The sequence below is a fragment of the Shewanella sp. Shew256 genome (assembly GCF_002196695.1).
Lineage (GTDB): Bacteria > Pseudomonadota > Gammaproteobacteria > Enterobacterales > Shewanellaceae > Shewanella > Shewanella mangrovisoli.
On the sequence record NZ_NAJR01000014.1, the window covers coordinates 39,985 to 53,453 of the forward strand.

9 protein-coding genes are annotated in these 13,469 nt (G+C 50.4%); 3 read left to right on the plus strand and 6 right to left on the minus strand.

Annotated elements, in window-relative coordinates; translation table 11 throughout:
• From fdnG to hutC, 4 genes are all read right to left on the minus strand, one after another.
• Nucleotides 1–3,015, minus strand: a complete 3,015-nt coding sequence (fdnG, locus tag B5P39_RS19965) for a formate dehydrogenase-N subunit alpha (RefSeq protein WP_088212712.1) — start codon at nt 3,013–3,015, stop codon at nt 1–3.
• A gap of 607 nt (nt 3,016–3,622) precedes the next feature.
• Nucleotides 3,623–5,164, minus strand: a complete 1,542-nt coding sequence (gene hutH / locus B5P39_RS19970; RefSeq protein ID WP_088212713.1) for a histidine ammonia-lyase — start codon at nt 5,162–5,164, stop codon at nt 3,623–3,625.
• A 47-nt stretch (nt 5,165–5,211) separates the two neighbouring features.
• Entirely contained in the window at nt 5,212–6,882 is a 1,671-nt protein-coding gene (gene hutU / locus B5P39_RS19975) for a urocanate hydratase (RefSeq protein ID WP_011620933.1), read from the minus strand.
• A gap of 123 nt (nt 6,883–7,005) precedes the next feature.
• On the minus strand, nt 7,006–7,713 hold the full coding sequence (gene hutC, locus B5P39_RS19980; protein WP_088212714.1) for a histidine utilization repressor: 708 nt from the start codon (nt 7,711–7,713) through the stop codon (nt 7,006–7,008).
• A 197-nt stretch (nt 7,714–7,910) separates the two neighbouring features.
• On the opposite strand from hutC, the gene hutI reads away from it, so the two are divergent.
• Nucleotides 7,911–9,137 carry an imidazolonepropionase gene (gene hutI, locus B5P39_RS19985; protein ID WP_088212715.1) on the plus strand — a complete coding sequence of 409 codons (1,227 nt, stop codon included), beginning with the start codon at nt 7,911–7,913 and terminating at the stop codon, nt 9,135–9,137.
• A gap of 66 nt (nt 9,138–9,203) precedes the next feature.
• Here hutI and B5P39_RS19990 read toward each other — a convergent pair whose 3' ends face one another.
• Together B5P39_RS19990 and B5P39_RS19995 are read right to left on the minus strand one after the other, a co-directional pair.
• Entirely contained in the window at nt 9,204–9,956 is a 753-nt protein-coding gene (locus B5P39_RS19990; protein WP_088212716.1) for a siderophore-interacting protein, read from the minus strand.
• A 35-nt stretch (nt 9,957–9,991) separates the two neighbouring features.
• A complete protein-coding gene (locus tag B5P39_RS19995) occupies nt 9,992–10,420 on the minus strand; it encodes a MarR family winged helix-turn-helix transcriptional regulator (protein WP_088212717.1) in 429 nt (142 codons plus the stop codon).
• A 237-nt stretch (nt 10,421–10,657) separates the two neighbouring features.
• On the opposite strand from B5P39_RS19995, the gene B5P39_RS20000 reads away from it, so the two are divergent.
• Both B5P39_RS20000 and B5P39_RS20005 read left to right on the plus strand, forming a co-directional pair.
• Nucleotides 10,658–11,251, plus strand: a complete 594-nt coding sequence (locus tag B5P39_RS20000; RefSeq protein WP_088212718.1) for a hypothetical protein — start codon at nt 10,658–10,660, stop codon at nt 11,249–11,251.
• A 218-nt stretch (nt 11,252–11,469) separates the two neighbouring features.
• Nucleotides 11,470–13,362, plus strand: coding sequence for a DUF885 domain-containing protein (locus tag B5P39_RS20005; protein ID WP_254915825.1), 1,893 nt, complete (start codon nt 11,470–11,472; stop codon nt 13,360–13,362).
• Nucleotides 13,363–13,469: the final 107 nt, after the last annotated feature.

Consider the following 13,469-nt stretch of genomic DNA (forward strand, 5'->3'; position numbering starts at 1 on the left):
TCAGACCTCCGCCTTTTCAACATTCACGAGGAACGCTTTGTACTCAGGCACACCCGTGTTGGCATCACCCATCTCAGTGGTAAGGACGTTACAGCTATAGGCCTTACGTGTTAGCGCGTTATGGCTACCGTGACGTGGAATACCGAGTGTGTGTACCGTTTGACCATTGACCTGCAATGGGCGCATACGCTTAGTCACTAAGGCTTTGGTGAGAATGTGGCCACGTTTCGAGCTCACTTTCACCCAATCACCATTCTTAATCCCTTTTTCTGCCGCCAATTGCTCATTCATTTCCACAAAGGTCTCTGGCATGGCAATCGCCGCTAAACGGCAGTGTGTCGTCCAGAAGTTAAAGTGTTCTGTGAGTGAGTAAGTGGTACAGGCGTAGGGATATTCCTCTTTAGTACCGATAGTGTCTTTCACCCCTTCGAACCAACGCAGCACAGGGCTGTGCACCACATTCGGATGCAGAGGGTTGGTGCCGATAGGCGATTCGACAGGTTCGTAATGCTCTGGGAACGGTCCTTCTTTCAGTAGTTTGAGCGCGAAGAAACGACCCACGCCGTCAGCCTGCATAATGAAAGGATGCGCACTTTCCTGTGGATTCAACTTGGCATTGAAGTCGGGCACGTCTATCCCTTCCCACTTGCCGTCTTTCCACTCGACAATCTTACGGTGCTCATCCCAAGGTTTACCGTTCACATCGCAAGAGGCACGGTTGTAGAGGACGCGGCGGTTGAGCGGCCATGCGAAGGCCCAGCCTGGCGTAATACCTTTACCCGATGGGTCATGGTTATCGCGGCGAGCCATTTGGTTACCGGCTTCGGTCCAAGACCCCGCGTAAATCCAACAGGCACTCGCGGTACTGCCATCGGCCTTCAGTTCAGCAAAGCTGCTGATCTGACGCTTGGTCGCGACATCGTAACCATTCAACTCTTTCGTCAGTTCGATAGAGCTTGGGTTGTGCGGATCGATATAGTTCCAGTTAATCGCTTCAATCGGCTCGGGCAGTTTGCCGCCCTCTTCGCGATAGAGCTGTTTCAACTCCTGCAGCAAACCAGAGACAATCTCTGAGTCCGACATCGCTTCGCCTGGAGGATTAGCCCCTTTATAGTGCCATTGCATCCAGCGGCCAGAGTTAACGATCGAACCTTCTTCCTCTGCGAACACGGTCGCAGGTAGGCGGAAGACCTCGGTTTGAATGCTGGTGGTGTCGACCTCGTTGAAACCGGGTTCGTTTTGCCAGAAGGTGGCGGTTTCCGATGACAAGTTATCAAGCACGACTAAGTACTTAAGGTTACTCAGCGCCTTGATGTTCTTGTTGCGGTTAGGCATAGAGTTAATGGCGTTAACCCCTTGCACGATGCAACCGTTCACTTTGCCACGGTACATCATGTCCAGATGCTTACCGAAGTCATACATCTGATCCCACTTAGGTAACCACTGATAACCGAACTCGTTTTCAGGCGTCGCGTTTTCACCCCAGAAGGCTTTGAGCAGGGACACATAAAACTTCGGATAATTTTGCCAGTAGTTGGTTTGACCTGGGCGCAATGGCTTAGGCGTGTTCGCCGCCAAGTGAGCCGCTAAGGTCGGTTCTTTATCGTTTGGCAGTTTAAGGTAACCGGGTAAACTTTGGGCCAATAGCCCCATGTCGGTTGAACCTTGCACGTTGGCGTGACCGCGCAATGCGTTAACACCACCGCCTAACTGACCAATGTTGCCCAGTAATAACTGGATCATCGCCATAGAACGGATGTTCTGTGCACCTTTACTATGGTGGGTCCAGCCCAGCGCATACATAAAGGTTGCCACACGGTCTTTAGTATGAGTGCTCGCAATGGCGTCACATACCACTTGGTAGTCCGCTGTTGGCGTACCAGTGATATTACTTACCGTTGCAAAATCATAACGTTCTACGTGTTGTTTGAGTAAGTTCCACACACAACGCGGGTGCTCAAGTGTTTCATCCACTTTGGCATAACCGTCTTCGTCGAGTTGGTAGAACCAGGATTCTTTGTTGTACTCGCCTTTTGCTTCATCAAAGCCTGAGAATAGGCCGTCATGGAAGTCAAAATCATCCCGCACCAGATAACTGGCGTTGGTATAGGCTTTCACATAATCGAAGTTAACTTGATTGGTCGAAATCAAATAGCGAATCACACCCAGAAGGAATGCTATGTCAGTTCCTGAGCGGATTGGGGCATAGTGATCTGCCAATGACGCACTGCGGTTGAAACGTGGGTCAACCACAATCAACTTAGCATTGTTATGCTGCATAGCTTCTGTAACCCAGCCGAATCCGACAGGGTGAGCTTCTGCGGCATTACCGCCCATAATAATCACTACGTTAGAATTTTTAATATCGATCCAGTGGTTGGTCATGGCACCGCGCCCAAATGTTGGAGCAAGACTTGCTACCGTTGGGGAGTGTCAGTTACGTGCAATAGTATCGATAGCCACTAGGCCTAAAGCGCGCGCAAATTTTTGGGTCGCTAAGCCACTTTCATTGGCCATACCGGATGAGGTCATCATCCCTGTAGTTAACCAACGGTTAACCGTTACGCCATCGGCGTTTTTCTCAATCAGGTTCGCATCACGGTCATCTTTCATTAAACGAGCAATACGTTTAAAGGCATCATGCCAGCTGATCCGTTCCCACTTGTTGCTGCCGGGGGCGCGATATTCTGGATACTGTAAGCGGTGTGGACTGTTAACATAATCCACAAGGCCAGCACCCTTAGAGCACAATGCACCGCGGTTTACTGGATGATCGGCATCACCCTCGATATGGAAAATAGCATGCTCAGAGTTTTTGCCCCCGCTGCCTTGGCTGTACATCAGCAGGCCACAACCAACCGAGCAATACGGACAGTTGTTACGGGTTTCTTTGGCTCCGATCAGCTTAAACTCTCGCACTGCTGCATAGGCCTTTTCGGACATCAATCCCAGCGCTGAAATCGCTGAGGTTGCCGCTCCGGCCGCACACAGTTTAAAAAACTGGCGTCTGTTCATAGCGTTCTCTCACACTTTTGTCGTTATGAGTTGGGTAATTGCAGTGGTAACGCTGCAATCGTTTGAGTGAGTCAATAAAGCCCCCACTTAATTTAAGATTATCCTTAAAGTGAAAATAGATAACAAATAATGACATGAGATCAAGATCGCAATTCACTAGCTACAGAACAAATAACTATAAATCTAGATTTAATTAAACTTATTTAGATTTTAACTTCAACAATAATGAACAAATAAAGATATAAATTCAAAGCATGCCAAAAGACATTTTGTCCAACAAGCAAGACCCATTTTGTCTCACAATGGCATGTTGCGGTTATATAAAGTATGAATTTAAAGCCGAAACGAAATAAGAGATGGTTAAAAACACCTCAGACTTACCGGTTTTGGACGGATAGACAGCGATCAAAGCTGACAATGTAAAGATTGGATAAAAAAACACTCATCCTGCGGTGTTAAACACACCTAAAGTACAAAGTGCAAAAACAGCGAAATCGCCGCATAGATAGACAAAAGGCATAGCAAATCGCTATACCTTTCACTTTATTGAGCACTTACTTCGGCACTTTTCACCCGCGGATGGGATATCGGTGCCAAAGACTGCGTATTACAGACTCGGCAACACACCTAGGGGCAAGTAAGCATTGAAGCTGGCGGTATAAAGCAGATCCGTGGCCGCATCGATATCCGGCGCAAAGTATCTGTCTTTATCATAATAGGCAACCACTTCGCGCAGCTCGGCCTTCGCCTGCGCCACTGCTTTACTTGGCATTAACGGCGCGCGGAAGTCCAAGCCTTGGGCGGCTGCCAATAACTCAACCGCTAACACACCGCGGGTATTTTCGCTCATATCCCGTAAACGACGGGCAGCGAAGGTCGCCATAGACACATGGTCTTCTTGGTTGGCCGAGGTTGGTAAACTGTCGACCGATGCTGGATGGGCGTAGGTTTTGTTTTCAGAGGCCAATGCCGCCGCCGTCACTTGGGCGATCATAAAGCCCGAGTTCACCCCGCCGTTTTTAACCAGGAAAGGTGGCAGTTTAGACAAGCTAGAGTCGATAAGCAGCGCGATTCGACGCTCTGCAATCGCGCCTAATTCGGCAATCGCAATCGCCAAATTATCGGCTGCCATAGCAACGGGCTCGGCGTGGAAGTTACCGCCGGAGATAATGTCGCCAGTATCTTGGAATACCAGCGGGTTATCGGTCACGCCGTTGGCTTCTGTGCCTAACACCTCAGCCGCTTGGCGGATTTGAGTTAAGCACGCACCTAATACCTGTGGTTGGCAGCGCAGTGAGTAAGGGTCTTGCACCTTCTCGCAGTTGAGGTGGCTTAGACTGATTTCAGACTCTTCGCCCAGCAGATGACGGAACACCATGGCCGCATCGATTTGTCCTTTCTGACCACGGGCCGCATGAATGCGTGGGTCAAACGGGCTGCGACTACCCATGGCGGCCTCGACGCTCATGGCGCCAATCACTGAGCTGGCAGCAAACAAGTCTTCAGCGTGGAACAAGCCTTCTAGTGCCAGTGCTGTAGAAGCCTGAGTACCGTTGAGCAGGGCTAAGCCTTCCTTCGCGGCTAAATCGATTGGCTTGAGGCCGGCGATTTCTAAGCCTTCGGCGGCCGAAATAATCTGTCCTTGATAGCTCATCTCGCCTTCACCCAACAGCGGCAAACACATATGGGCTAACGGCGCTAAGTCGCCAGAGGCGCCCACAGAACCTTTTTCAGGCACGCAGGGGTAAACTTCGGCATTCACTAGGCTGATAAGGAAGTTAATCACTTCTAAACGGATACCCGAGAAGCCACGGCTTAGGGAGTTGATCTTTAACACCATCATCAGGCGCACTGTGGCGTCCTGCATGTATTGGCCCGTGCCCGCAGCATGGGATAACACGATAGAGCGTTGCAGTAATTGCAGGTCTTCCGGGGCAATCTTAGTGTTGGCTAGCAGACCAAAACCCGTGTTGATGCCGTAAACGGTGCGACCTTCATCCAGCACCTTTTGCACGATTTGCGCGCTGGTGTTGATCTCGGTAATTGCCTCTGGCGCCAGTTCGAGTGTCAGCTTATGGCGGCTGATTTCACGCAGTTGCGCCAGACTTAAACTGCCAGGCGTTAATACTAAATGATTGACTGATTTCATTTTTACATCCGTATTCTTGTCGTTGTTTTTCACGGTTTGTTGAATAGTTAGTCTTTAAGCATGGGCAGATCTAAGCCCTGCTCTTTTGCACAGTTTTTCGCGATCTCATAACCCGCATCCGCATGGCGCATCACGCCTGTCGCAGGGTCGTTCCACAGCACGCGGCCAACACGTTTAGCGGCGGCCTCAGTACCGTCACACACGATCACCACACCCGAGTGTTGGCTAAAGCCCATGCCGACACCACCACCGTGGTGCAGCGACACCCAAGTGGCGCCGCTGGCAGTGTTCAGCAGCGCGTTCAATAATGGCCAGTCAGATACTGCGTCTGAGCCGTCCATCATAGATTCAGTTTCACGGTTAGGGCTGGCGACTGAGCCTGAGTCTAAGTGGTCACGACCAATGACGATCGGCGCCGACAGCTCGCCGTTTTTCACCATCTCGTTAAAGGCTTGAGCTAAACGCGCACGGTCCTTTAAGCCCACCCAGCAGATACGCGCTGGCAAACCTTGGAAGGCGATACGTTCACGGGCCATGTCTAACCAGTTGTGCAGATGAGGATTGTCGGGGATCAGTTCCTTCACTTTGGCGTCGGTCTTGTAGATATCCTCAGGATCGCCAGATAGGGCCACCCAACGGAACGGGCCGATACCTTCGCAGAAGAGTGGACGAATATAAGCAGGCACAAAACCGGGGAAATCGAATGCGTTTTTAACGCCAGTTTCGAAGGCCATTTGGCGAATGTTGTTACCATAGTCTAAGGTCGCCGCGCCTGCCGCTTGCAGATCCAGCATGGCTTGCACCTGTACCGCCATCGAGGCTTTAGCCGCTTTAACAACGGCGGCTTCGTCTGTTTTACGCATGTCAGCCGCTTGCGCCATGGTCCAGCCCTGTGGCAAATAGCCGTTCAGCGGATCGTGGGCAGAGGTTTGGTCGGTGACGACATCAGGAGTAATGCCACGCTTCACTAATTCGGCAAAGATATCGGCGGCGTTAGCCAGCAGGCCCACAGATACGGGTTTGCCCGAGGCATTGGCATCGTTAATCATAGCCAAGGCTTCATCTAGTGAAGTCGCCTTTTTATCCACATAACGGGTACGCAGACGAAAATCGATACGGGTTTCATCCACTTCACAGGCAAGCACAGAGAAACCAGCCATAGTACCGGCCAGCGTTTGCGCGCCGCCCATACCGCCTAAACCACCGGTGAGGATCCACTTACCGGCAGCCACGCCGCCAAAGTGTTGTTTTGCCACGGCTACGAAGGTTTCGTAGGTGCCTTGGACAATGCCCTGAGTACCGATATAAATCCACGAACCCGCGGTCATCTGGCCATACATGGCCAAGCCTTGTTTATCTAACTCGTTGAAGTGTTCCCAGTTTGCCCAATGTGGCACTAGGTTAGAGTTAGCAATCAGCACGCGGGGAGCATCCGCGTGGGTGCGAAATACGCCTACAGGTTTGCCCGATTGCACCATTAAGGTTTCGTCGTCTTCGAGGCGTTTTAGCACTTCGATAATCTTGTCGTAGCAGTCCCAGTCACGGGCCGCGCGGCCGATACCGCCGTAAACCACTAAATCCTCTGGGCGCTCGGCCACATCTGGATGTAAGTTGTTCATTAACATGCGCATTGGCGCTTCGGTTAACCAGCTTTTGCAGCTTAATTGGCTACCATGGGGCGCAATAATACGGCGGCTTGGGTCGTGTCGCTTGTCCATTGAGATGTCCTCTTTCAACCTGTTGAACTCACTCGCCATTCGGCTGAGTGCTATTGTTTTTATTGTGTTTTTGTCGCTAAACATCGGATGAATGCCATAAGCCTTCACCTCTGTTTGCGTACGTTATTTATTAAATGTCAGGTGTCCGCCGAGCTTAAAGCGGCTACCCGGGTGTACTAATTTGGCAAAACTCACCACCCCTTGGCGTGACCAAGTGCGGCGTGAAATCTGTAAACAGGGTTCGGTCGCCGGAATGGCTAACCTCTGCTGCAATTCGCTACTGGCAATAATGGCTTCGATGGTGTGGTGCGCCTCGGTCAGCGGCGCCACCTGCGACAGGTATTCATGGGGTGTCTGCTCGCTAAAGTCTTGCGCTAGGTAGTCTGGCGCAAAGGCGGGATTCACATAACGCTCCTCAACTTGCAGTGGTACGCCCTGCTCGCAATGCACTAACACCGAATGAAACACTGGAGTCCCGAGCTCCAGCGCCAGTGCAATGGCGATAGGCGCGGTGGCATTCACTTGTCTCAGTGCTAACTGCTGCACACTGTAACCATGACCACGGTCTTTGATTTCATCGGCGATATTGCGGATCGCCAACATGGAGGATTGCGACTTTCGCCCCGCCACAAAGGTGCCCAGCCCCTGTGAACGTTCAAGCACGCCGTTGTCTGTCAGCTCTGTCAAGGCGCGACGCGCCGTCATCCTGCTACAGACAAACAGTTCGGCTAGCTGGTTTTCCGAGGGGACACGGGCATTTTCTTCCCACTCACCAGACTCGATACAGCCAATGATATATTGCTTAATTTCTGCAAACTTAGGCGTAGCCAAAACACTTCCTCAAGATAAAATCTACCTAGGTTTGGCGTGGTAGGTACTCACACACCAAAACACTGAGCCACTTTCAAACGTTCAAAATTGCGGCTACAATCCTAGCTTGTATATACAAGTAAATACAAGCTAGCTCACATAACTTTCGATAATAAAGAGTTTGCTGGGCCAAAAAGCCAACGCAGCGAGGGATAACAATGTCTTGGGATCAGGTTTGGATAGACGTTAACGTAGCAACAATGGACCCTTCCATATCAGCACCTTACGGCGCAATTACCAATGCGGCTATCGCAGTTAAAGACGGTAAAATTGCCTGGTTAGGCCCACGCAGCGAGCTGCCCGCCTTCGATGTGTTGTCCATTCCTGTTTACAGGGGCAAGGGCGGTTGGATCACTCCAGGGCTGATTGATGCCCACACCCATTTGGTCTTTGCCGGTAATCGTGCCAACGAATTCGAACTACGCCTAAAGGGCGCCACCTACGAGGAAATCGCCCGTGCTGGCGGCGGCATTATTTCCACAGTTAACGCCTGCCGTGAGGCCGACGAAGCCGAACTATTTGACCTCGGGCGCCAGCGTTTAAATGCCTTGGCGAAGGAAGGCGTTACCACGGTTGAGATTAAATCTGGCTATGGCCTAGATACCGAAACCGAACTCAAAATCCTACGCGTAGCCCGCGAACTCGACCAACATCACCATGTTGATGTGAAGACCACCTTCCTCGGTGCCCATGCGGTGCCGCCCGAGTTTAAAGGCAATAGCGACGGTTATGTCGACTTAATTATCAATAAGATGCTGCCTGCGGTGATCGCCGAAAATCTCGCCGATGCGGTGGATGTATTCTGTGAAAATATCGCCTTTAACCTAGAGCAAACCGAACGCGTGCTGAGCGCCGCCAAGGCGGCTGGCCTGCAAGTTAAACTGCATGCCGAGCAATTATCCAATATGGGCGGCTCTGAATTAGCCGCACGTTTAGGGGCTAAGTCGGTTGATCATATTGAGTATTTGGATGAGGCTGGCGTTAAAGCCCTAAGTGAAAGTGGCACCTGCGCCGTGCTGTTACCGGGCGCGTTTTACTTTTTGCGGGAAACCCAAAAACCGCCTATCGACTTATTGCGTCAATACGCGGTGCCTATGGTGCTCGCCAGCGACTTTAACCCCGGCTCATCGCCCATCTGCTCGACCCTGCTGATGTTGAACCTGGGTTGCACCCTGTTCCGCTTAACCCCAGAGGAAGCGCTTGCGGGTTTAACATTGAATGCCGCTAAGGCGCTAGGGATTGAAGAGAGTGTCGGCAGCTTAGTGGTCGGCAAACAGGCGGATTTCTGTCTATGGGATATAGCCACCCCGGCGCAACTCGCCTATAGCTACGGCGTGAATCCCTGCAAAGATGTAGTTAAAAACGGTAAGTTAGTGCATCAATAACCTGCGGTTCAGCTAAACAAGGTCGCCATGGATACTGGCGGGCTTGTTTAGCAATCATATCTGCGGTTAGTGAGCGCCATTCTCTAACTGCTCATCTTGTTGTTTTACCAGTTTATGCTCGCCTTCATTACAGCCGATTTTCCAGTAACTTGATGTATAAAAATGGCTTTTCGGTAGGTCGTATGTCTGCTTAAGCAGCTTTCTTAGGGTGCGCATACTGCTAAATTCACAGGCGAGCCATACTGCGCCTTGCCCTTCCAGTTTTGGCAACTGGGCAATGCATTCGGCTAAGGGCTTACCTTCTGGGTCGGCTTGTGGATTAATTACCCAATGCAATTGCACATGGCTAGGATGCACTAAGGGCTGAATATCGGCTTCACTTAACACCTCAATCACAGCGTAACCCACGGCATTGCTTGGCAATTGCGCCAAGTTCACGCTGATGGCGGGCAAAGCCGTCATATCCCCTGCCAGTAAAAACCACTCGGCATCCACATTGATCAGTTTTTTCAGTCCGGGGCCACCGATTTGGATGGTATCCCCAATCTCGGTCGACTTTGCCCAACGGGATGCGGGGCCATCGGTGTCGTGCAAAACAAAGTCTACATCGATTTCATTCGTCCGCTGCTGACGAATGGTATAAGTGCGCATTAATGGCCTCTCATCCCCCGGCTGCGGAAACAGTAACTTGATATAGGCGCTTTCTTGATCGGCGGGAAAACCTGCAAAGCCAGCGCCGCCTAAGGTGATACGTAGCATATGTGGCGTGACTTGGGTTTTACCTATCACGGTCAATTCGCGCGGAGCGGGTCTGTTCATACTAAAACTCCAAAAAGATAAATGGCACTCAATTGTTAGCTTTCCGCCACGCTATCGCTGATCTGGTTGGCAATACGGATAAACACCGCAATTTCATCCTGATCGAGTGCTTGGGTCATATGGGCAACGGTGGCTTTTTCGGCGGCAATAATTTGCGTCATCAACTGCTCGCCCTGCGCCGTCGGCCTCAACAACTGACTTCGACCATCCTTAGGATTATCGACTTTTAGGATATAACCACCCTGCTGTAGCTCATTGAGCACCCGCGTAATTTGGGCTTTATCCCGCTGCATACGTAGGGCAATAGACTGCGCCGTGGCCTCGGGATGGCGGCAAATCCCCTTGAGCGCCCGAATATGGGTGACAGGTAATTCAATCTGCTGCGCGGCAATATCCGCACGCAGCTGTTTTTTGTAGGCATGCACTAATCTGTGCAAGGTTTCACCGAGGGAAGTGGCTGACATAATGGCATCTCGATATAGTTGACAGTATCAACAATATCGGTATTGGTTGATTGTGTCAACTAATGAAGTTTTTGGATAACACCTTTACTGAGAAAGTAGACTTAAGCAATTCACTCATGACGTACTTAATCAAGGGATTTGTGCAACTAAATGACTTATCTCGGAGGTCATTGAATTTACAAAGGAGAATCCTGTAAGTTAGTGCAAACCAACTAACAGGCGCGAAATGGAGTTGTTATGTTAAGAATACTGAGCTTGCTGCTACTGATTTTTTCCAGCCAAAGCCTAGCCAGTTCATGGCCTGTACCTAAGTCGATTGTGATGGTTAGTCCTGATGGAGGAGTAATTGCGCGACTCCACTCTGGCTCATTTCCTTTAGACAAACCTGAATCAGCACAGATGAGTATTTTTATCTGGAATGAACAGTCTGGATATGTGCTTTCCGAGCGCTATCCACTGCCTTATCGCTTTGCTCCGGCCAAATTTGCAGTAAACGACAATGGATTTGTGATTACTGTAGGTAAATATGTTGCAGAAGAAACAGGCCCAGATATTGGCATTTTTAATCCTCAAGGACAGCAAATACAGTCCTATACCTTGGAGCAACTTTTCCCTGATACAACGCAAAGACAGCAATTAATCGCTCAATCACAAAAATTAACCACTGAATGGCAGCAGCCTCTGCGAGATGAACCCCAATGGTATTGCCTATCTGCCCCAGAGGCCATGATGAATAATGCTTTCTCCGTTAGATATGAATTAGGTGCTTTATTGTTTTATGTCGATGAGAATCCATTTGAAATCCACTTATTCGATGGTGGCTGCCCATGATAGTGTTCCACAAGAATTCTATTAGTTCCCAGACAACGAATCCTCTCTTCTCACTCCAAAGTATCAATAAAACTAGCAACAAAATTCTTGCTGTTTAGATGCAATAAACTGCTAGGATAACCGTTCAAATTTGAGCTTGATCACACAAAACACGGTTTAACACTTGGGGGATAGGTTCGATAACGGATTTGCCTCAATGTCTTTGTATGAGTAACCCGATGAAAAGAATAATAAATGCTTTAATGCTGGCCATGTTAGCAACGGGCTGTAGCGATCCAAACCCAACACAGACCAATCAAACTGCTGAGCAGGCCAAGGCCGAAAAGGCCATCCCAGTATTGAGCCTAAAGCAGCAACTCGCGCCAATCACCCAGCGTTATTTTGCCCTTAGACCCGAAATCGCCACCTATTATGGCGTGGCTGAGGATGAGGCAGGCAAGGATGTGCTCTCTAAGCTGACCGATTACAGCCCATCGGGGGAAAATCATCGCCGTAAAGCACTTAAGACCATATTAGCCGAACTCAACGCTATCGATGCCAGCCAGCTTAGCGCCTCGGAGCAAGTGAGTTTAGGCTCGATAAAATCTGAAATCGCCGGTGCCCTGCTGCCTGCCGAAACCGTGGCTTATGGCACTATCCTCGGTGAATACGGCGTTTGGTTTTTACCTTATGTCGTCAACCACTTATCGGGACTACATGTTGAATTTCCGGGGTATATGGAAGATAAGTTTGCGGTCACCAGCCCAGAGCAAGCCAAGGCCTATCTTAACCGCTTAACCATGTACCCTGCCGCCATGGGCACAGTTATCGATAAGTTGGATCAAGATGTGCAGATGGGGGTAATCCCACCCGATTTTATTATCGATAAGACCATAGCGGGTTTGCAGCAACAGTTAGTCCACCATGCAAGTGAACATCCCTTAGTTAGCAGTTTTAAAGCCAAATTAACCGCCGCCCAAGTACCAGACAGTGAGGCGTTGGCGAACTCTGCCGCCGAACTGGTGGAGACAAAATATTACCCTGCGACGCGTCAGTTGATTTCCGCACTGCAAGCCGTGCGCCTTAAGGCCACTCATGTGGCGGGACTCGGCCACCAACCTCAAGGCGCGAAACTTTACAAGGCGATGATTAAGCACCTCGCCAATTCGGAGATGACCCCAGATGAGATCCACCGACTGGGATTAGACGAAGTCGCCCGCATTACCGCCGAGATGGATGTGTTACTCAAACAAGTGGGTTACCGCAAAGGCACAGTTGGCGAGCGTATGCAGCGATTGCTTAAGGATCCTAAATACATCTACCCCAATACCGCCGAGGGCAAACAGCAATTAATGACGGACATTCACGGCTATCTGGCGAAAGTGAATGCCAAATTACCACTGTGGTTTGGGCTGTTACCGAATCAAGAGGTTGCGGTTGAAGCCGTGCCAGACAGTCGCGCCGCCGCAACCAGCGGTGCATTTTACGATGCGCCTTCACAGGATGGTTCACGTAAGGGCACCTTCTGGATAAGCCTGTACGATATGGCGGCGCTGCCCTCCTATTCGCTGCAAACCTTAACCTATCACGAGACCAATCCCGGCCATCACCTACAGACTCTCATCGGTCTGTCGGATACCTTGCCGCTGCTGAGTACCATTTTTTACTCTAATGCCGCGGGAGAAGGTTGGGCGCTGTACGCCGAGCGTTTAGCCGCCGAGATGGGCATGTATCAGGATAATCCAATTAACGACCTTGGCCGCTTGCAGTCTGAGTTACACCGCGCGGTGCGCTTAGTGGTCGACACGGGTATGCATGCCAAGGATTGGAGCCGTGAGCAAGCCATTGATTATGCTGTGGCGACTGAGGGAATACACCTCTCTGAAGCCACGGGCGAAATCGAGCGCTATGTGGTTTGGCCGGGGCAAGCCTTAGGTTACAAGCTGGGCGAGCTGAAAATTATCGAACTACGCACTAAGGCCAAAAAAGCCTTGGGCGATAAGTTTGATATTAAAGTCTTCCACGACAGGCTGCTCGAAAATGGTGCCTTGCCCTTAGATTTATTGGAGCAAAAGATGGATCAGTGGCTCGAATCCGCTAAGGCTGCCAATGCCGCCGAGACCAAGGTTTAATTCGGGTACAACCGCTCAAATCATCTCAATATAGGGGCAGCTTAGGCGGCCCCTATGCTTTTACGGATCCCTTAGTTTTTACGGCACCCTTTCTTTTCAGGACTCAG